Origin of the sequence: Bacteroides mediterraneensis, from assembly GCF_025993685.1 — a bacterium.
Lineage (GTDB): Bacteria > Bacteroidota > Bacteroidia > Bacteroidales > Bacteroidaceae > Phocaeicola > Phocaeicola mediterraneensis_A.
Genome location: NZ_DAJPEN010000001.1, coordinates 3,010,598 through 3,030,493, shown reverse-complemented (window position 1 = coordinate 3,030,493; position 19,896 = coordinate 3,010,598). Strand labels below are relative to the sequence as shown.

At 48.0% G+C, this 19,896-nt stretch carries 19 protein-coding genes and 6 tRNA genes; 11 read left to right on the top strand and 14 right to left on the bottom strand.

What is annotated here, in order from left to right:
• Positions 1-19 precede the first annotated feature (19 nt).
• The 3 genes from OIM59_RS13035 (at position 20) to OIM59_RS13025 (ending at position 3,745) form a co-directional block, all read left to right on the top strand.
• Positions 20-1,378: a sigma-54 dependent transcriptional regulator gene (locus OIM59_RS13035; RefSeq protein WP_299171440.1), complete on the top strand. Its 1,359-nt coding sequence runs from the start codon at positions 20-22 to the stop codon at positions 1,376-1,378.
• An 11-nt stretch (positions 1,379-1,389) separates the two neighbouring features.
• Positions 1,390-2,724, top strand: a complete 1,335-nt coding sequence (locus OIM59_RS13030) for a PAS domain-containing sensor histidine kinase (RefSeq protein ID WP_299171443.1) — start codon at positions 1,390-1,392, stop codon at positions 2,722-2,724.
• Positions 2,725-2,839: 115 nt separating this feature from the next.
• Positions 2,840-3,745 (top strand): DMT family transporter, encoded by a 906-nt coding sequence (locus OIM59_RS13025; protein ID WP_148328580.1) that lies wholly within the window; start codon positions 2,840-2,842, stop codon positions 3,743-3,745.
• 95 nt (positions 3,746-3,840) lie between these two features.
• Here the strand turns inward: OIM59_RS13025 and OIM59_RS13020 are convergent, their stop codons facing one another.
• Genes OIM59_RS13020 through OIM59_RS12995 form a run of 6 tightly spaced genes read right to left on the bottom strand, consistent with a single transcriptional unit; the run spans position 3,841 to position 8,129 of the window.
• Complete coding sequence (locus OIM59_RS13020) at positions 3,841-4,854, bottom strand: FAD:protein FMN transferase (protein WP_299171448.1); 1,014 nt, start codon at positions 4,852-4,854, stop codon at positions 3,841-3,843.
• Positions 4,855-4,857: 3 nt separating this feature from the next.
• The gene (locus tag OIM59_RS13015; protein WP_299171451.1) at positions 4,858-5,430 is read right to left on the bottom strand and encodes a manganese efflux pump MntP family protein; all 573 of its coding nucleotides are present in this window, start codon (positions 5,428-5,430) and stop codon (positions 4,858-4,860) included.
• A gap of 5 nt (positions 5,431-5,435) precedes the next feature.
• Positions 5,436-6,179 (bottom strand): DUF6048 family protein, encoded by a 744-nt coding sequence (locus OIM59_RS13010; RefSeq protein ID WP_303897130.1) that lies wholly within the window; start codon positions 6,177-6,179, stop codon positions 5,436-5,438.
• Complete coding sequence (locus OIM59_RS13005; RefSeq protein ID WP_299171457.1) at positions 6,127-6,627, bottom strand: DUF6452 family protein; 501 nt, start codon at positions 6,625-6,627, stop codon at positions 6,127-6,129. The genes OIM59_RS13010 and OIM59_RS13005 overlap by 53 nt, the downstream gene beginning before the upstream one ends.
• 2 nt (positions 6,628-6,629) lie before the next feature.
• Positions 6,630-7,580 carry a glycosyltransferase family 2 protein gene (locus OIM59_RS13000; protein WP_299171460.1) on the bottom strand — a complete coding sequence of 317 codons (951 nt, stop codon included), beginning with the start codon at positions 7,578-7,580 and terminating at the stop codon, positions 6,630-6,632.
• A gap of 18 nt (positions 7,581-7,598) precedes the next feature.
• The gene (locus tag OIM59_RS12995; RefSeq protein ID WP_299171463.1) at positions 7,599-8,129 is read right to left on the bottom strand and encodes a DUF4199 domain-containing protein; all 531 of its coding nucleotides are present in this window, start codon (positions 8,127-8,129) and stop codon (positions 7,599-7,601) included.
• A gap of 297 nt (positions 8,130-8,426) precedes the next feature.
• Between OIM59_RS12995 and OIM59_RS12990 the strand changes: the two genes are divergently transcribed.
• The 3 genes from OIM59_RS12990 to OIM59_RS12980 all read left to right on the top strand — a co-directional run bounded on the left by OIM59_RS12990 (position 8,427) and on the right by OIM59_RS12980 (position 10,323).
• Positions 8,427-8,500, top strand: a tRNA-Thr gene (locus tag OIM59_RS12990).
• Positions 8,501-8,522: 22 nt separating this feature from the next.
• Positions 8,523-8,596: transfer RNA gene (locus tag OIM59_RS12985), tRNA-Thr, on the top strand.
• 320 nt (positions 8,597-8,916) lie between these two features.
• Positions 8,917-10,323 (top strand): amidophosphoribosyltransferase, encoded by a 1,407-nt coding sequence (locus tag OIM59_RS12980; RefSeq protein ID WP_299171466.1) that lies wholly within the window; start codon positions 8,917-8,919, stop codon positions 10,321-10,323.
• A gap of 203 nt (positions 10,324-10,526) precedes the next feature.
• Here OIM59_RS12980 and OIM59_RS12975 read toward each other — a convergent pair whose 3' ends face one another.
• Positions 10,527-11,723: a BamA/TamA family outer membrane protein gene (locus tag OIM59_RS12975; protein WP_299171469.1), complete on the bottom strand. Its 1,197-nt coding sequence runs from the start codon at positions 11,721-11,723 to the stop codon at positions 10,527-10,529.
• Positions 11,724-11,951: 228 nt separating this feature from the next.
• On the opposite strand from OIM59_RS12975, the gene pepT reads away from it, so the two are divergent.
• The 3 genes from pepT to OIM59_RS12960 all read left to right on the top strand — a co-directional run bounded on the left by pepT (position 11,952) and on the right by OIM59_RS12960 (position 15,975).
• The gene (gene pepT / locus OIM59_RS12970) at positions 11,952-13,181 is read left to right on the top strand and encodes a peptidase T (RefSeq protein WP_299171472.1); all 1,230 of its coding nucleotides are present in this window, start codon (positions 11,952-11,954) and stop codon (positions 13,179-13,181) included.
• Positions 13,182-13,252: 71 nt separating this feature from the next.
• Positions 13,253-14,344: a glycine cleavage system aminomethyltransferase GcvT gene (gene gcvT, locus OIM59_RS12965; RefSeq protein WP_299171473.1), complete on the top strand. Its 1,092-nt coding sequence runs from the start codon at positions 13,253-13,255 to the stop codon at positions 14,342-14,344.
• Positions 14,345-14,433: 89 nt separating this feature from the next.
• Positions 14,434-15,975, top strand: coding sequence for an arylsulfatase (locus OIM59_RS12960; protein ID WP_299171476.1), 1,542 nt, complete (start codon positions 14,434-14,436; stop codon positions 15,973-15,975).
• Positions 15,976-16,117: 142 nt separating this feature from the next.
• Here the strand turns inward: OIM59_RS12960 and OIM59_RS12955 are convergent.
• The 6 genes from OIM59_RS12955 to OIM59_RS12930 form a co-directional block, all read right to left on the bottom strand.
• Positions 16,118-16,190, bottom strand: a tRNA-Gly gene (locus OIM59_RS12955).
• A 10-nt stretch (positions 16,191-16,200) separates the two neighbouring features.
• Positions 16,201-16,283: transfer RNA gene (locus OIM59_RS12950), tRNA-Tyr, on the bottom strand.
• A gap of 18 nt (positions 16,284-16,301) precedes the next feature.
• Positions 16,302-16,374 (bottom strand) — tRNA-Gly (locus tag OIM59_RS12945).
• Positions 16,375-16,379: 5 nt separating this feature from the next.
• Positions 16,380-16,465 (bottom strand) — tRNA-Tyr (locus OIM59_RS12940).
• A 51-nt stretch (positions 16,466-16,516) separates the two neighbouring features.
• Positions 16,517-17,011 carry a 6,7-dimethyl-8-ribityllumazine synthase gene (ribH, locus tag OIM59_RS12935; protein ID WP_072543322.1) on the bottom strand — a complete coding sequence of 165 codons (495 nt, stop codon included), beginning with the start codon at positions 17,009-17,011 and terminating at the stop codon, positions 16,517-16,519.
• 136 nt (positions 17,012-17,147) lie between these two features.
• On the bottom strand, positions 17,148-17,825 hold the full coding sequence (locus tag OIM59_RS12930) for a tol-pal system YbgF family protein (RefSeq protein WP_299169604.1): 678 nt from the start codon (positions 17,823-17,825) through the stop codon (positions 17,148-17,150).
• Positions 17,826-17,973: 148 nt separating this feature from the next.
• Between OIM59_RS12930 and OIM59_RS12925 the strand changes: the two genes are divergently transcribed.
• Positions 17,974-19,095 carry a DNA replication/repair protein RecF gene (locus tag OIM59_RS12925; protein WP_299169607.1) on the top strand — a complete coding sequence of 374 codons (1,122 nt, stop codon included), beginning with the start codon at positions 17,974-17,976 and terminating at the stop codon, positions 19,093-19,095.
• Positions 19,082-19,372, top strand: coding sequence for a DciA family protein (locus OIM59_RS12920; protein ID WP_007561091.1), 291 nt, complete (start codon positions 19,082-19,084; stop codon positions 19,370-19,372). Before OIM59_RS12925 ends, OIM59_RS12920 begins: the two co-directional genes overlap by 14 nt.
• On the opposite strand, the gene OIM59_RS12915 is transcribed toward OIM59_RS12920, so the two are convergent.
• Positions 19,340-19,885: a 5-formyltetrahydrofolate cyclo-ligase gene (locus OIM59_RS12915; protein ID WP_299169822.1), complete on the bottom strand. Its 546-nt coding sequence runs from the start codon at positions 19,883-19,885 to the stop codon at positions 19,340-19,342. The two genes, OIM59_RS12920 and OIM59_RS12915, sit on opposite strands and share 33 nt — an antisense overlap.
• Positions 19,886-19,896: the final 11 nt, after the last annotated feature.

The window sequence follows — 19,896 nt, the reverse complement described above, 5'->3', positions numbered from 1 at the left end:
TATTTACTTTTGTCGTGTTATGATACTAATAATAGATGATGATAGTGCCATTCGTTCGTCGCTCACTTTTATGCTCAAACGGGCGAAATATGAGGTACAGGCGGTGCCAGGACCCAAAGAAGCGATGGAAGCAGTGCGTTCCATTACTCCGCAGTTGATATTGATGGACATGAATTTCAGTCTCTCTACTGACGGAGCGGAGGGTTTGCTTTTATTGAAGCAGGTCAAACTGTTTTGTCCGGATGTACCTGTCATTCTGATGACGGCCTGGGGAAGTATCCCTCTGGCAGTACAAGGAATGCGGGCTGGAGCCTTTGATTTCATTACCAAACCGTGGAACAATGCGGCGTTGATGCAGCGTATTGAAACGGCGTTGGAACTGACGGAAAAGGAGGAAGCTGCCGGTGTCTCGGTCACATCAGAAGAGGATTTCGACCGCAGTCATATCATTGGGAAGAGCAAGGCCTTGGAAGCGGTGTTGGCGACGGTGAAGAGGGTATCCCGGACAAGTGCTTCGGTACTGGTGACGGGAGAAAGTGGTACTGGGAAAGAACTGATTGCCGAGGCGATACACTTGAACAGTCCGCGCAGGAACCAGCCTTTTGTCAAAGTCAATTTGGGAGGAATTTCGCAGACTTTGTTTGAGAGTGAGATGTTCGGACACAAGAAAGGGGCGTTTACCGATGCGGTGACCGACCGGAAAGGACGCTTCGAACTGGCGGATAAAGGGACGATTTTCTTGGACGAAATTGGTGAACTGGACTTGTCGTGTCAGGTTAAGCTGCTTCGGGTGTTGCAGGAGCAGACGTTTGAACCGTTGGGGGAGAGCCGTCCGCGGAAGGTGGATGTACGGGTGGTCTGTGCCACCAATGCCAATCTGGAGCAGATGGTGCGTGAGCATACGTTCCGGGAGGATTTGTTTTATCGCATCAACCTGATTACGGTGCATCTTCCGGCTTTGCGCGAGCGGCGGGAGGACATTCCTCTGCTGGCCCGTCATTTTGTGGAAAGCCGCTGCCGGGCCGACGGATTGCCGCAAGTGGAACTTTCGGGGGATGCGTTGGCATTTTTGAGTCGTTTGCCTTACCCCGGAAATATTCGTGAACTGAAGAATCTGGTGGAGCGTACGTTGCTGGTGTGTGGAAAAGACTGTCTGACGGCAGCCGACTTTCAGTCACAGTACCGTCCGGCTGCTGTTTCCACAGATTCTATGGCAGAGGTAAAAGGACTTACACTTGAGGAATTGGAAAAGCGTACCATTCTTCAGGCATTGGAGGCTCATGACAATAATCTGACGCAGGTCGCTCTTTCGTTGGGTATCAGTCGGGCGGCTTTGTATCGTCGGTTGGAAAAATACGGTATTTCGTTTAACGATTAATCGGAAAGGTGATGAGGTTGAGCACGTTGTTTTTTCTCTTGGGTTTGCTGTTGGCTTTGGCTTGGGGAATCTTATTGTCTTTCACCTTAAGTACGAAGAGTCCGCTTTTGTATGTAGGAGAAGGAGTGATTTCTTTCAGTCTGGTTATCTTGTTTTATTTTTACTGGAAGGTGATTAAACCACTCAACAGCATTGCGAGTGGGATGGACTTGCTGCGTGAACAGGATTTCAGTAGCCGGCTTGCACCGGTGGGACAGGCCGAGGCCGACCGTATCGTGGAGATGTTCAACCGGATGATGGACCAGTTGAAGAATGAACGCCTGCGCTTGCGGGAACAGAACCACTTTTTGGACTTGCTCATTAATGTATCGCCCATGGGGGTGATTATTCTGACTTTCGACGAACAGATATCCATGCTGAATACTGCGGCTTTGCGGTTTTTAGGGTATACTTCAGTCGAGGAACTGATGGGAAAGCGGTTGGAGGAACTGGATACGCCTCTGGCGGAGGAAGTGTCACGTTTGCCTAAGGATACGACCGATACGATTCGTTTGAGTGATGCCAAAATCTACCGTTGTTCCAGGCTTTCGTTTGTAGACCGTGGATTCTCCCATCCTTTTGTGCTGATAGAGAGTTTGACGGCCGAGGTGGTCAAGGCGGAGAAAAAGGCTTACGAAAAAGTGATTCGAATGATTGCTCATGAGGTGAACAATACTACGGCAGGCATTACCTCAACTTTGGAGACGGCAAGAGATGCACTGGAAACACTGGAAGAAGAAACGGGCGATTTACGGGAGGTCATGCAGGTTTGTGTGGAACGTTGTCTGGGGATGAGCCGTTTCATCACCAATTTTGCCAATGTGGTGAAAATTCCAGAACCGAGTTTGGAACAAGTGCGATTGAACGACCGGGTGACCGCGTGCCGGATGTTTATGGAAACCATCTGTCGGGAGCGGCAGATTACGTTGCACAATGAGCTGTGTGCAGAAAACCCGAAGGTATGGATGGATACGGCTTTATTTGAGCAAGTGTTGGTGAACATCATCAAGAATGCGGCAGAAAGTATCGGACAGGGGGGTGACATTTTCATTCGTACGTCGGTGTCTCCGGTCATGCTTGAAATAGCCGATACGGGGAAAGGCATCTCCAAAGAGGTGGAAACGAAACTGTTCAGCCCGTTCTTTTCTACCAAGCCTCACGGACAAGGAATCGGACTGATTTTTATCCGCGAAGTGCTGACCCGTCATGGGTGTGCGTTCTCTTTGCGGACGTATCCGGACGGACTGACGCGGTTCCGTATTTCATTTCCTGCACGGCGTGCAGATTTGTCTGGGAAGAACGGTTGAGCCGGTTACAGGAAAGGCTTTTTGAAAAAGAAGGGAAGGTTCTGCTGCTGAAACTTGCGGGTCACGGCTTTATTGTCTAATTTTGCAGGCTGTAATTCGAATTAATGTAAAGAACATGTGGTTATTACTGGCTTTTTGCTCAGCGGCGTTGCTGGGCTTTTATGATGTCTTCAAGAAAAAATCGTTGGCAAACAATGCAGTGCTCCCGGTGCTGGGACTGAATACGCTTTTTTCAAGTCTGATTTTTCTGCCGTTTATTTTGATTTCACACTTTCATCCGGAAACTTTGAAGGATACGCTTTTTTATGTGCCTTCAGCAGGCTGGGAAGTGCATAAGTTCATTCTGCTGAAATCGTTTATCGTGCTTTCTTCGTGGACGTTCGGTTATTTTGGCATGAAGCATTTGCCGTTGACCATCGTGGGGCCGATTAATGCGACCCGTCCAGTCATGACGCTGGTGGGTGCCTTGCTGATATTCGGCGAGCGCCTGAATGTGTACCAGTGGATTGGGGTGCTGATGGCCATTATCTCGTTCTTCATGTTGAGCCGTTCGGGAAAGAAGGAAGGCATTGACTTCAAGCACGACAAGTGGATTTGGTTTGTAGTACTGGCCGCTGTGCTGGGAGCGGTGAGCGGATTGTACGACAAATACCTGATGGGACGCTTCAATAACATGGTGGTGCAGGCATGGTACAATGTCTATCAGCTTTTCCTGATGGGAGGAGTATTGATGTTCCTGTGGTGGCCCAAGCGGAAGCACAGTACACCGTTTCACTGGGACTGGTGCATCATTCTGATTTCGGTCTTCTTGTCGGCCGCTGATTTCGTGTATTTCTACGCCTTGGGGATGGATGGAGCTATGATTTCCATCGTATCCATGGTACGACGGGGGAGCGTGATTGTTTCCTTCCTGTTCGGGGCTATGATTTTCCGGGAGAAAAACCTGAAGAGTAAGGTGGTCGACCTGATTCTGGTACTGATTGGGATGTTCTTCCTTTATCTGGGTAATGTACTGGGATAAGAAAGTAGGGCTTGAGATTCATCTTTTTATCCACAAAAATGCCGGAACGTGCGATAGGTTGCGTTCCGGCATTTTTGTCGATTACTTTCAAGTTTTTAATTCCGCATGTATTTCTTCATGCCTTCTGTAGAATAAGTCTGTAATTTGCCGTTCTTGTCCGTATAAATGAAATAGGCATCCAGCTCGGGATGGGAGTCGCAGACAGCTTTGGCAGAATCCAGTCCCAGTACCATGAAGGCGGTGGCGTAGGCATCAGCCGTAGCGCAGTTCTTGGCAATGACGGTGGAAGAAAGGATGTTGTGCTGCACGGGATAGCCTGTCCGCGGGTCGATGGTATGTGCATATTTCTTTCCGTCCTTGTAGTAGAAATTGCGGTAGTTGCCCGATGTGGCCATACCGGCATCGGTGATTTCGAGTATGGTCTGTAACTCCTGATTGACAGATAAAGAATCGTCAATCGGTTTGTTGACTCCAATCCGCCAGGTCTCCATCTTGGCATTCTGTCCTTTCATGACCAGTTCTCCACCGATGTCAATCATGTAGTTCTTGATACCTTTCCGGTCGAACAGACGGGCTACGCAGTCCACTCCGAATCCTTTGGCAATGGAGCTGAAGTCGAGCATCATGCGTGGGTCGGACTTGACGACTTCTCCGTCTGCATTCAGCTGGATTTTGTCGATACCCACAAACTGGCGCAGACTGTCGATGGTCAGCGAGTCGGGAAACTGGGAATGCTTGAATCCGAAGCCCCAGGCATTGACCAACGGAGCGACTGTTACGTCGTATGCTTTTCCTGTATCATGAGATACCTCTTTGGCCAGATTGAACACGTAGACAAACAGGCTGTCGGTATGCAGGTCGGTGTTTTGGTTGATACGCGTAATGACCGACTGCTTGTTGAACGGAGACAAGGAATTGTCCACCTTCTGCAGTTCTTTTTCAATCTCGTCTTTCAGGTTTTCCGACGACTGGTAAGTGATTTTATAAACGGTGCCGAACACCAGGCCTTGGTCGGTCTGATAAGGCGATTGCTTTCTCAGAATCAGTACGGTTCCCACAATGAGCAGGATGAGGAACGGTACTTGCCATTTCAGTTTGCTTTTGTTCATGGGTTATTGTAAGAATAAATGTTCCACTAATATTTTAACGCCGATGCCAATCAGCACCAGGCCACCGAAAATTTCCACGCGTAAGTGGAAACGTTTGCCGAAGAAGACTCCGATGAGGCTTCCGGCCAGCGAGAGGATGAAAGAAGCCAGGCCGATGCTGGTCAGGGGCATTCCCAAGTCTTCTATTTTTGTGAGTCCGGCGAAGGCAAACGAGATACCGATGGCCAGTGCGTCGATGCTGGTAGCTACTGCCAATGCCAGTGTCACTTTCAGGCTGGTAGGGTTGAATGAGGCAGTTTCTTCCTCCTTGAACTGAGCCCGTATCATCCGGATACCTAAAAAGGCCAGCAGGGCAAAAGCAATCCAATGGTCGTATGCCTCAATCAGATGCTGGAAACGGCTGGCGCCCAGCCACCCCAGAAAAGGCATCATTGCCTGGAAAAGTCCGAAGAAAAAAGCCATTCTTAAAAATGTGCCCCAGCGGATACGGTGCAGAATGATTCCACTGGTAACCGATACGGTAAAACAGTCGATGGCCAGACTGACAGACAATAGAATAGTTTCAATTAAATTCATGCAAATCAGAAGGGTAAATTATAAATGAGATTATACATCAGGTTGAAACTGCTGCTGGCATTTTTCCCGAATCCGGGCACATACCATGGAACGGAGTTTTCATGGTTTTTTATGCTCATTCTCATTTTGTATCTCACACTCCAGCCCATGCAGAAGCCTTTGTAGATTTTTACTTTGAGCCCGAGCACTCCTTCCAGCCAGCTGGCATTGCTTTTCAATCCTGAATATGAAAACGGATAGGAAATTTCACTTCCGTAATTCGGGTCGGTCATGTCAGGACCATTCACATCGTAGCTGAACGAGGTCATGCCGTAACGGAGTCCCACGTACAAATAGCCCGGCAGATGCGTTTTCTTGTAAAACACGTTGTAATCCATTCCCACCCGGAAATAAGGAGCAGAAGTCTTGTAGTGCAGGTTGTTGGCATCGTTGAGTGCATCCGCTTTTCCGTATCCCACTTCCACTACGGGAAGGAAACGGTTTTTCAAGTTGGCTTGTACTGAAACTTCACTGTTCAGAATATCGCTTCCCAGCAGGTAACTTCCGATTCCAGCTATTTCCACACCGATGCTCATTCCCTGATAAAGAGGAATATCTTCTTTCTGCTCTACTTTTTTCGCTTCTTCTTTTATCTGTATCGGTTGTGCCTTGTGGGCTCCTGGCCGTTGTGCCCATAAAGACCCGCAGAAAAGGAAGCTACTCATTAGTAGTAGTAACCGTGAAATATATCTTGAAATTCTCTTTTTCATAATTGTCTATGTTCGGATTGGTGATGACGAGTGAATCTAGCATACGGGTGGTAGCTTCCGCACTGGTAATCTCGTAGAACATCATGGTACCACAGTCCAGGTTGATGAAATAGGGGATGTTGCGGTGGTTGACCGTAATGATGTCCCGTTGCCGGTTGTTGTACTGAAAAATGAAACGGGTCTGCTCCCCATAACTGAGAGGCAGGCTCAACGTGCTGGTATTGGTTGATTTATTGATCAGCGTATCATATATGAGGGTGTCAGCTGTTTGTAATTGTCCAATAACAGTCAGCGTGTCTGTATATTCCACCGATCTTCCGTATTGGTCCACGAAATTAAACTGTGCATACGCCAAGGCGTTGGGCGGACAGTTTTCCACTTCGCAGGCCGGGAAGAAGGAAATAACCGCCAACAGGAACAGGCTGAATACAATCGGTAGTTTCTTCATGGTTAAAGCTCTTTCTCAATTTGATATTTGTTTCTTTCCGGTGAATTGCGTGCTATCAGTTCACCGATGAATCCGGCCAGAAAAAGCTGGGTGCCCAGAATCATGGTAGTCAGTGCCAGATAGAAATAAGGACTTTCTGTTACCAGCCGATAAGGATTTCCGCAATACATGTCATACAGTTTGTTGGCTCCTACTACGATGACCGCGATGAATCCCAGCATGAACATGATGGAGCCCAAAAAGCCGAATATGTGCATGGGTTTTACCCCAAAAGTGGAAAGGAACCAGAGCGACAGCAGGTCCAGATAGCCGTTCACAAAGCGATTCAAGCCAAATTTGGTTTTTCCGTATTTGCGGGCCTGATGGTGTACCACTTTTTCTCCGATACGGGTAAAACCTGCATTTTTGGCCAGATAAGGGATATACCGGTGCATTTCGCCGTACACCTCGATGTTTTTCACCACATCCCGGCGGTAGGCCTTCAGTCCGCAGTTGAAGTCGTGCAGGTTGTGTATGCCCGAAACGGCACGTGCCGTTGCATTGAACAGCTTGGTCGGAATAGTCTTCGACAACGGGTCGTAGCGTTTCTGTTTCCAGCCTGAAACCAAGTCGTATCCTTCTTCTGTAATCATGCGGTAAAGCTCCGGAATCTCGTCCGGACTGTCCTGTAAGTCTGCATCCATGGTAATCACTACATCCCCTTCAGCTTTCTCGAATCCGCAGAACAGGGCCGGTGATTTTCCGTAATTGCGGCGGAACTTGATGCCTTTTACTTCCTTTGACTTCCGGCTGAGTTCTTCGATGACTTGCCAGGAGTGGTCCGTGCTGCCGTCGTTCACGAAAATGACTTCGTAGGTAAAGTGGTGGGCGTACATGACACGTTCAATCCAGGCATACAATTCGGGTAAGGATTCCTCTTCGTTATAGAGAGGTACGACTACAGATATATCCATATTTTTATTTCTAAGCGATTAGTTCTTTTTTTTCATGGCCAGCAGGGCTGTCGGAATAGACAACAGGATTCCATAGAAGAAATTCTGTGAGAGCAGCTGGAAAGTCAGTTGCAAAGGAGTGAGCGATGAAATGACTTCAAAGCTGCTGATGAGTTGTTCTACAGAAACCTTCATGTCGCCACTGACGGAATCCTTTATATTGTCCAGTTGGCTGAGATATGTATTTAATAAATAACCTTGGTCGATAAAACGGAAGTACACATAATGGGCCAGTGCAGCCAGAATGGAGGCAAAGAGATACATCAGAAAGCAGAAACTGAAAGCTTGGGTAAAGGAAAGGCTGCCTTCACGGTACTGGTTGCGGTAGCGGCGGGCATAAATGTAGCCCAGCACAGGCACAAAAAGCGTCATCAGGATAAACAGTAGCTGAAGCAGCGGTATGGAAAATCCGATGGGAAGAAAAATGAATTTGAAAATCCAGAACAGTCCCATGTAAGTTCCGAACCGCATGGCATATTCCTGTAGGGTGATTGGTCTTTCTGCTGTCATATATAAAAGTTTGTTAGTGGTTACAAAAGTAGTCTTTTTCGGTGAGCTGTGGTATATAAAAGATTGAAAAATCATGTATCTTTCCATTTTTGAGCATTTTTTTTCGTGTAGGTATTGTGTATTCGGAAAAAATACCTACCTTTGCACCCGCAATCGAGAAACACATTGACGGTGTCGCTCGAAGACAGATTGAAAACGGGTAAGTCCCATACGGCCAGCTCCCTTCGAATCCTCCAGGGCTTGATCGCAGCAAAGGTAGTTGGTTGTAGCGGCGCGATATGGTAAGCTTACCCACCCGCCTCTTTAGCTCAGTTGGCCAGAGCACGTGATTTGTAATCTCGGGGTCGTTGGTTCGAATCCGACAAGAGGCTCGAAAAAAAAGACATATTGATTGCCTCTTTAGCTCAGTTGGCCAGAGCACGTGATTTGTAATCTCGGGGTCGTTGGTTCGAATCCGACAAGAGGCTCGGAAAAGTTGGACAAGTTTGTCCGACTTTTTTTATGTCCGTATGCGAGGAAAAAAAGAAAAGCCACCGGTGTTGCGCGGTGGCTTTTTTGTACATAATGTTAGTTTAGTAAGCCTTTTATTGGTGATATATGGCTTCTTTCCCTTTGGAAGCAGGGAGATTCAGTAAAGGAGTTATGTTCTATGAAAACAAACAGAAGGGGGAAAATGTTCACAGCTAGTGTAAAAAAATATGTTTAAGGATTTTGCTGTATCCTGACTTCCGTTTTTTTTCCGTACTTTTGCATCCGAAAATCATAACAACTAAATAACAAATAAAGAATGGGTGGCTTTTTCGGAACAGTCTCTAAGGCTGAATGCGTGACCGATTTATTTTACGGTACGGATTACAATTCACATTTGGGAACGAAACGCGCCGGTATGGCAACGTACGCGGAGGGCGAAGGTTTCATACGTTCAATCCATAATCTGGAAAGTTCTTATTTTCGTACGAAGTTCGAGGACGAACTTCCTAAGTTCAAGGGGAAATCGGGGATTGGTGTCATCAGTGATACAGACCCTCAGCCTATCATGATCAATTCACATCTGGGACGTTTTGCGATTGTGACGGTGGCTAAAATCAACAACATGGACGAACTGGTGCAGGAACTGCTGGACAGCAATATGCATTTCTCCGAAATGAGTATGGGAAAGACCAATCCAACGGAACTGGTGGCATTGCTCATCGTGCAGGGAAAAGATTTTGTGGAAGGCATTGAGAATGTGTTCCAAAAAATCAAGGGATCTTGTTCCATGTTGATTCTGACGGAAGACGGCATCATTGTGGCCCGTGACAAATGGGGACGTACGCCGATTGTCATCGGGAAGAAGGAAGGAGCATACGCGGCAACCAGTGAGTCGAGCAGTCTGCCGAACCTGGATTTTGAAATCGACCGTTATGTAGGTCCGGGCGAAATTTTACGTATGCGGGCCGAAGGACTTGAACAGCTGCGCAAACCGAACGAAAAAATGCAGATTTGTTCGTTCCTGTGGGTGTATTACGGGTTTCCCGTATCTTGCTATGAAGGGAAAAATGTAGAAGAGGTGCGTTTCATGAGTGGTTACAAGATGGGACAGCACGATGATTCCGAAGTGGATTGCGTGTGTGGTATCCCTGATTCGGGCGTCGGAATGGCGCTGGGTTATGCCGAAGGAAAAGGGGTTCCCTATCACCGGGCTATTGCCAAATATACTCCTACCTGGCCCAGAAGCTTTACGCCGAGCAACCAAAGCATGCGTTCGCTGGTGGCCAAGATGAAATTGATTCCGAACCGTGCCATGTTGCAGGGAAAACGTCTGTTGTTCTGTGATGACTCCATTGTACGCGGTACGCAGCTCCGTGACAACGTGAACATTCTTTATGATTACGGGGCAAAGGAAGTACACATGCGTATTGCATGTCCGCCACTGATTTACGGATGTCCTTTCATCGGCTTCACTTCCTCCAAGAGTGACATGGAATTGATTACCCGCCGCATCATCAAGGAGATTGAAGGTGACGAAAACGCCAAATTGGACAAATATGCGACAACGGATTCTCCGGAATATAAGGAACTTGTGGAGCGTATTCGCTCCCGTTTTGGATTGACTTCACTGAAATTCAATACATTGGAGACGCTGATTGAGGCTATCGGACTGCCGAAGTGCAAGGTTTGTACACACTGTTTCGACGGTTCCAGCTGTTTCTGATAATATGTTTCGGATGTGGTGGGGAAGATAAACAACCATCTTCCCTGCACATTCCGGAAAAGGCATAAGCATATTTTCTGTACCACACTGTGAAATATGTGTCCCACACTGCGGGATATGTATTTCACAGTGTGGTTTTTGTATCCCACAGTGTGGGACAGAGAAAATGCTGTGACACAAGGGGGAATTTGCAGAGGCGTTTTTTAGAAAGCCTCGGTCATGTTGAAATAAAACAGATTCTGCTGGTTGGTGAAGTCACGTCCCAAATCCAGGCGCACGTTCATGCGGGGTTGCACCTCGATACGGAGTCCGAGTCCGGCATTGGGAAGCACTCCTTCAATCTTTCCGGGAGTAGGTCCCATGAAGCCGCATCCACCCCACGCCACGAAGCCCAGCCGGTTGATGATTTTCTTGATCCAGTTGCTTTGGTCGGTATTGAACATCTGTCGGTATTCGGCCAGCGCCACATGTGAGGATTTGTCACGGTATTGTCCCATGTAATAACCTCGCAGGTCGAAGGGTGTACCGCTCAGTACGTACTTGTTCAGGGGCAGGTTGTGCCCGAAGGAATGTTTGCTTTGCACCGTCCAGGCCAGCACTTTTCGTTTTCCCACAAGTTTGTATTGCCGGTAGTCCAGCTCCACACGGTAGAAGCTGGAATTGCTTCCCAGGAATTTTTCGTACATCAGTCCTCTCAGGTCGAAATACAGTCCTTTGTAAGGGTTGGCCGGTACGTCGCGTGTGTCGTAAGTCAGCAGGAAACCGATACCCGAACTGAAGTTCTTGTATCCGTCGGCAGTACCTCCTGCCCGTTTGTAGTCGGGTTGTTCCACCAGGTATTTGGCAGGGTCCATGATATGGTCGTAGGTGATGTCAATCTGCGGACCGGCGAAGAAATCACTTTCTCCCAGTCGGAAAAGAAACCACGGGTTTATCTGGATACCGCTGTAACGGTATTGGCTGGTGGTATCGCTCCGCACATAGTTCTTGTTTGTTTCATATCCCACTCCATAGAAATTTTCCTGGGTGTTTTTGAACATGAACTGTCCAAAGATGCGGAAACGGTCGTTCTTGAAGAAAAGCTGCGGCTTCACCACCAGGTTGAGTCCTCCGTTGAACATGAAAGCCAAAGAAGCCGGAATGACCGAGCGGCGCATGGTGGTGTCTTTCGAATCCATCCGGAAGGTCATCAGGGCGCTTCCTCCTATCAGCACTCCGAAGTCTGGTGTATAGCTGGGTCCTCCCAATATATTGTAGTGGAAGTTGCGTTCGGCTTTCTTCTTTTTCTTGAGTTCTTTAGCGGTTTGCCGTTGGAGTGACAAACTGTCCTGTGCAGAATCCTGTGCGTTGCCTGTCAGGGCAAACAGGAAATAGAGGCAGATGAGTAGGTATTTTTTCATGCGGCAAAATTACAAAAAACGCTTGAATCTGTCTGGTCTTGTTTTAAGAGTTTTTGGATTGCCTTTTCTTTTTAACTTAAAACTCTGTTGGAGTGACAAGTTTTCTGTACGGTCAAGGTAAATCATTCTTGTGTTCTAATAAAAAATGGTAAGTATTTTGGTCATTCTCCGGGTATTTCCTACTTTTACAGAAATAAGAGTAAGATATTTGTAAACCGTTAAAGTGATATGACAGTAATTGAACGCTTTTTAAAGTATGTGACTTTTGATACACAGTCGGATGAATCGACCGGAGTGACGCCTAGTACGCCGAAACAGATGGTGTTTGCCCGTTATCTGAGAGAGGAACTGGAGAAGCTGGGACTGAAAGACATTTCGCTCGATGAAAATGGCTATTTGTTTGCTACATTGCCTTCGAACGTAGATCATGAGGTGCCGGTTATCGGTTTTATTTCCCACATGGATACCAGTCCTGACATGAGCGGGGAGAATGTGAAACCACGCATTGTGGAGAAATACGATGGGAAAGATATTCCGTTATGTGCGGAAGAACACATCATCCTGTCGCCGAAAAATTTCCCGGAACTGCTGGATCATGTGGGCGAAGATTTGATTGTGACCGACGGACATACCTTGCTGGGAGCCGACGACAAGGCCGGGATAGCGGAAATCGTAGGAGCCGTGGCTTATTTGAAAGCACATCCGGAAATCAAGCACGGAGATATCCGCATCGGCTTCAATCCGGATGAGGAAATCGGTCTGGGAGCCCATAAGTTTGATGTGGAGAAGTTCGGTGCGAAGTGGGCCTATACGATGGACGGCGGCGAAGTGGGCGAACTGGAGTTCGAGAATTTCAATGCGGCGGCTGCCAAGGTGGTGGTGAAGGGACGCAACGTGCATCCGGGATACGCCAAGAACAAGATGATCAATTCATTGCTGGTGGCCACTGAATATGCTTCTCTGCTTCCCGCCAATGAGACTCCGGGCACGACGGAGGGATACGAAGGATTCTTCCATCTGGTGGGAATGGAAGGGGAAGTGGAAAAGACCGTGTTGTCTTACATTGTACGCGATCATGACCGTCAGAAGTTTGAGGCGCGCAAGCAGGCCTTGTTGGACTATGCCGCCCAGTTGAACCAGAAGTACGGAGAAGGTACGGTGTCTGTGGAGCTGAAAGACCAGTATTATAACATGCGCCAGCAGGTGGAACCGTTGATGCACATCATCGACATTGCTTTTGCAGCCATGCAGGAAGCAGGGGTCACTCCGAAGGTAAAAGCCATTCGTGGGGGAACAGACGGGGCACAGCTTTCGTTCAAAGGCCTTCCTTGCCCGAATATTTTTGCCGGAGGGCTGAATTTCCACGGACGTTATGAGTTCGTGCCTGTCCAGTCTATCGAGAAGGCCATGATGGTGGTTGTGAAGATTGCCGAGCTGACCGCCAAAAGATATCGATAAATCATTCTGAAAGTTGCGGACTTGTCTCAGCAGGTCTGCAACTTTATACAATCAACCTTAAAATATACCTTATGAAAACAACTCCATTTACCGAGAAACACATTGCACTCGGTGCCAAGATGCATGAATTTGCGGGTTATAACATGCCGATTGAATATTCCGGAATCATTGATGAACATTTGACGGTCTGCCATGCGGTGGGCGTCTTCGACGTGTCGCACATGGGAGAATTCTGGGTGAAAGGTCCTCATGCGCTGGATTTCATTCAGGAGGTGACTTCCAACAACGCGGCGGTACTTACGCCGGGTAAGGTGCAGTACACGTGCTTCCCGAACGAGACAGGAGGGATTGTGGACGATTTGCTGGTGTATGCATACGAGCCCGAAAAATACATGCTGGTGGTCAATGCGGCCAATATCGAGAAAGACTGGAACTGGTGTGTGGCTCATAACAGGGTAGGGGCAGAGCTGGAAAACGCATCCGACCGCATGGGGCAGCTGGCTGTGCAAGGTCCGAAGGCCTGCGATACGCTTCAGAAACTGACTCCGGTGGATTTGAAATCGATTCCTTATTACACATTCAAGGTGGGAGAATTTGCCGGTGTTCCGAATGTCATTATTTCCAATACGGGATATACGGGAGCCGGAGGCTTTGAGTTGTATTTCTATCCGGAGGTGGCACTGAAAATCTGGGATGCCATTTTTGAGGCCGGGAAGGAGTTCGGCATCAAGCCTGTCGGACTGGGTGCCCGCGATACGTTGCGTCTGGAGATGGGCTTCTGTCTGTATGGCAATGACATTACCGACGAGACTTCTCCGCTGGAAGCCGGGTTGGGATGGATTACCAAGTTCGTGGAAGGAAAGAACTTTACCAATCGTGCGGCGCTGGAAAAGCAGAAAGCCGAAGGGGTAAGCCGGAAGCTGGTGGGCTTTGAAATGATTGACCGTGGAATCCCGCGTCACGGATATGCCTTGCTGAACGAGGCGGGAGAAACCATCGGGCAGGTAACTTCGGGTACCATGTCGCCTACGCGGAAAATCGGCATCGGTATGGGGTATGTCAAAATAGACTATGCGAAGCCGGGTACGGAAATCTATTTGGACAACCGTGGTAGGAAGTTGAAAGCACAGGTGGTGAAACCGCCTTTCCGGAAGATTTCCTGATGTTTTTGAAATAATTTTGGTTATTTTCAGATGCAAAGTCGTCTCAGAAAATTCTCCGACGGCTTTGCATTTATTGTTTCTATACAAATATGAAAGAAAAATTCTTGTATGCGGGCTCTTTTCTGCCCTTGCTGGTTCCGGCCTATCTGCTGGCGGCAGACAGCGATGGGCTTTCTCGTCCCAATGTGATTATTATCTGTGCGGATGACCTCGGTTATGGAGACTTGGAGTGTTATCATGCCAAGAACATACATACGCCGGCAGTAAATAGCCTGGCTCAGCATGGTATTCGGTTTACGAATGCTTATGCGGTGGCATCCACAAGTACGCCGTCGCGGTATTCTCTGCTGACCGGAGAATATGCCTGGCGGAAGCCGGGAACCGATGTGGCGGCAGGTAATGCCGGAATGATTATTGACCCCGGACAGTATACCTTGGCAGACGTGTTTAAAAATGCGGGATATGCGACCTCTGTAATCGGTAAGTGGCATTTGGGGCTGGGACGTGAAACCGGAAAGCAGGATTGGAATGCCCCTCTCCCTTCTCATCCAGGAGACTTGGGATTTGATTATTCGTATATCATGGCGGCTACAGCCGACCGTGTGCCTTGTGTCTTTATTGAGAATGGCAAAGTGGCGAATTATGATCCAGAGCATCCGATTGAGGTGAGTTATAGAATGAATTTTCCGGGTGAACCTTTAGGTAAAGAACATCCGGAGCTGATGTATAATTTGCAGCCTACCCATGAACACAATCAGGCTATCGTCAATGGAATAGGTCGTATCGGGTATATGAAAGGTGGAGGAAAAGCCTTGTGGAAGGACGAGAACATAGCCGATTCCATTACGGCGCATGCTATCGGTTTTATCCGTGAACATAGTAAAGAGCCTTTTTTCATGTATTTTGCCACGAACGACGTACATGTACCTCGTTTCCCGCATGAACGGTTCAGAGGAAAGAATGTGATGGGCTTGAGAGGAGATGCGATTGCACAGTTCGACTGGAGCGTGGGCCAGCTGCTTGCCTGTCTGGAGGAATTGAAGTTACGGGAAAATACCCTGATTATCCTGACGAGCGACAACGGTCCGGTTTGTGACGACGGCTATGACGACAAGGCTGCCGAGCTTTTAAACGGACATTCACCTACAGGGGGCTTGAGAGGCAATAAGTACAGTGCGTTTGAGGGGGGAACCAGAATACCTTTCATCGTATCATGGCCTGCCGGAATGCAGAAAGCAGGAACTTCTGCCGCGCTGGTTTCACAGATTGACCTGATGAGATCCATGGGAGAACTGCTGGGTGCAGTACTTCCGAAAGGGAGTGCGCCAGACAGCGAGAATCAGTTGAATGTGTTGTTGGGAAAAGATGCAGACGGTAGAGAGTGGGTCGTGGAGCAGTCGTATAACCATACTTTGTCTGTGCGGACGAAGGACTGGAAATACATCGAACCGAATGACGGACCTGTGGGAATACCTTGGGTGCCGGAAATAGAGTCGGGTAACAGTACATCTCCGCAGCTTTATAAGATATCGGATGATTCTTGTGAACAGCAGAATGTAGCCATTGAACATCCGGAGGTGGTGTTCAAGATGCAGGATGTCTTGCGAAAGCTCAGAAAGGGAGGTCGATAACCGTTTCCGTTTGCATCACAGGGAATAAAGGATGGCTGGAGAGTGGCGTGAGCTGCTTTTCGGCCATTTGTGTTATACAGGTGGAAGGGAAGAGGGAAGATATAAAAAAAAGAGACTGCCTTTAAAAGGCAATCTCTCGGAGAGCGGAAGACGGGACTCAAACCCGCGACCCTCAGCTTGGAAGGCTAATGCTCTATCAACTGAGCTACTTCCGCAAATTTGCGGTGGGCAAGGATGGATTCGAACCACCGAAGGCGTAAGCCAGCAGATTTACAGTCTGCCCCATTTGGCCACTCTGGTACTTGCCCAACAGAATTTCAAAAAAGAGCGGAAGACGGGACTCAAACCCGCGACCCTCAGCTTGGAAGGCTAATGCTCTATCAACTGAGCTACTTCCGCAAATTTGGTGGGCAAAGATGGATTCGAACCACCGAAGGCGTAAGCCAGCAGATTTACAGTCTGCCCCATTTGGCCACTCTGGTATTTGCCCGTCCGCAACCGAGAAATTAGTGCTTTTCTCAATTGCGTTGCAAAGGTACGATTATTTTTTTAACTTGCAAACAAAATCAATCATTTTTATCGCTGTGACTGCACATTCGTCACCTTTATTCCCTAATTTGCCGCCAGCGCGATCTTCGGCTTGTTGCATGTTGTTGGTGGTAATCAGGCCGTAAATCACTGGCGTGTCGGTGGTTGCATTCAGTTCGGTGATACCTTGTGTGGCCCCTGCACAAACATAGTCAAAATGGGGGGTATCACCACGCACTACGCAGCCTAATGCGATGACGGCGTCCACTTTTCCGCTTTTGATGAGCTGTGCGGAACCGAAAGTCAATTCAAAACTTCCCGGAACCGGATAAACCAATATGTTTTCATCTTTGGCCCCGTGTTTTTTCAGGGTGCGGACAGCCCCTTCGAGAAGGGCACCGGTGATATTGTGATTCCATTCGGATACGACGATGCCGAAACGCATCTGTGAGGCATCGGGTACGGAGTTGAAATCGTAATCAGAAAGATTGTGATAAGCTGTTGCCATATTTGTTGTTTTTAAAGGTTATTAGAGGGTAAAAGAAACCGGACCGAAAAACTGGAGTACATCCGCAGATGCTTATGAGTTTTTCGGTCCGGCCTGAATGATGTTACTCTTCCAATAGAAGTATATTAGGGGGAAATTATTTCAAAGAAGCACGCTCGATGTATTTGTCGATATCCATGGCCTGGTAAGAGTTGCCGTATTTGTTCTTTACCTGTTTGTAAGCGTCTACGGCTTCTGCGTTCTTTCCTTGTTTTTCCAGGATTTGTCCGGCCTGAATCAAATAAATCGGACTCAGTGACATGCTGTTGGCACGTTCGGCTGCTTTCAGTAAAGTAGCTACCGCCTTGTCAAGCTGACCTACCTGTGCGTAGCAGTTTCCCAGTGCTCCCATTACGGAAGGGGCTACCAGCAAGTCGTTGCCGCTGAATTTGTCCAGGTATTTGATGGCGTCTTCGTATTTGCCGAGCTGTGCATAGCAAAGACCTGCGTATGCGTTGGCCAGGTTGCCGGCATCTGTACCGCTGAACTGGTCTGCCAGTTTGACGAAACCTGCATAGCCCAGGCTGTCGCCTTTCAGGGCCACTTCAAAATTGTCGGCTCCGAAATATTGTTCGCCTTTAAAAATAGCTTCAGAGGCTTTCAATTCGTTGGGTTCGGCAATGAAATGCTTGTATCCGAGGTAACCTCCTACGATGACAACCAAGGCGATTACTACGCCTAACAGTAGATTCTTGTTTTTGAGAAGGAATGCTTCCGAAGTGCTGAGCGCTTCGTCCACATTCAATGGGTCATGAGTGTGTTTTTGTTCAGTCATTTGATATTTGTTTTTTTATTATTTTCAAAATCCACTTATTCGGACAGCAAAAGTAGTTTATTTATACTTATAAATGAAATTTGCGGGCAGTTTTTTTAATGAATCTTGCTTTTATTGTTAATTTTGTATCCTAAATAACAAGAGTTTTATGTGGCTTAAACGCATTTCAATCGTAAACTATAAGAATCTGGAGCAGGCGGAACTGACTTTTTCCCGTAAGATGAACTGCATCATCGGCAAGAACGGGATGGGAAAGACCAACCTGATGGATGCCGTATATTATCTTTCTTTCTGTAAGAGTGCAACCAATCCCATTGATTCTCAGAATATCCGGCATGAGCAGGATTTTTTCGTGCTGCAGGGGTTTTATGAAACGGACGGCGGTGATCCGGAGGAAGTGTATTGCGGATTGAAACGCCGTCAGAAAAAACAGTTCAAGCGGAACAAGAAGGAATACACCCGTTTGTCGGACCATATCGGACTGATACCGCTGGTCATGGTTTCTCCGGCGGATACGCTGCTGATAGCGGGAGGAAGTGAAGAACGCCGGCGGTTCATGGACGTGGTGATTTCGCAGTTTGACCGTGAATACCTGGATGCGTTGATTCGTTACAACAAGGCGCTGGCACAGCGGAATACATTGCTGAAAGCGGACTTCGAGCCGGATGAGGAACTGATGAATGTGTGGGAGGAAATGATGGCTTCCACGGGAGAGATTGTGTTTCGCAAGCGTCGGCAGTTTATTGAAGAGTTTATTCCGATTTTCCAGTCGTATTATGCCTATATTTCCCAGAACCGGGAGCAGGTGAAACTGTCGTATCAGTCGCATGCGGCAGAGGGAGACTTGCTGACCTTGCTGCGTGAGAACCGGCAGCGGGACCGGGTGATGGGATATTCCCTGAAAGGTATTCACAAGGACGACCTGATTATGCAGCTGGGGGAATTTCCCATGAAGCGGGAAGGCTCGCAGGGGCAGAACAAAACGTATCTGATTGCACTCAAGCTGGCACAGTTTGAATTCTTGAAGCGGACAGGAAGCGGTACCACTCCCTTGGTTTTATTGGATGATATCTTCGACAAGTTGGATGCCTTGCGGGTGGAGCAGATTGTGAAGCTCGTGGCAGGCGATAGTTTCGGTCAGATTTTCATTACGGATACCAATCGTGACCATCTGGACCGTATCCTGAAAAAGATTGAGGGCGACTATAAGTTGTTCGAGGTGGAAAACGGAGAGGTCTCAGAACGAAAGGAAGGGTATGAAGCGGAATAATACGGAACAGATAGGGGATGTGCTCCGGCAGTTCCTCCGCCAACAGGGGTTGGAGACTCCCTTGAACGAGTATCGGTTGGTGGATGCCTGGAAGGATGTGGTGGGACCGGTCATCACCCGTTACACTACGAATCTGTTTATTAAGAACCAGGTGCTTTATGTCAGCCTCTCTTCCTCGGTCATCCGCCAGGAACTGATGATGGGGCGGGAGATGCTGATTCGTAACCTGAATGCGCAGGTGGGCTCACAAGTCATCGTGAACATTGTGTTCCGTTGAGTATACACATCCTTGTTCGGTCCAAACCTCGTGCATGGGGCGGTCTGTAGGCTCTGTCGGGATGTGCGGGCAGAGTTGGAAGTGAAAGCAGACACCTATATTATAGGAATGCAGGCGGGAGAGAGCACGGTCATAGTATCCCTTTCCACGTCCCAGTCGGTTTCCAGTCCGGTCGAAGGCTACACCGGGAACGATGCTCAGTTCGATTTCATCCAAGTTTTCCATTTGTCTTCCGTTCGGTTCCTGAATGCCGAATGAACCGGTCTGTAATGATTCTTTTCCTTCATAATACCGGAATTCCAGTTCATCTCCTTTTACCAGCGGCAGTATGATGCGTTTGTGCGGATACCAGCGTTCGATAAATGCGTGAGTATCTACTTCATCGGGTAGAGAGTGATAGAGCAGGATGGTTTTTGCCTGTAAAAATAAAGGATGGTCTTCCAGCTTCTGGAATAGGCTGGAAGACCATCCTGCTTTTTGAGAAGCGGAATATTTCCGCTTCTCTTGTGCCATTTGTTTGCGTA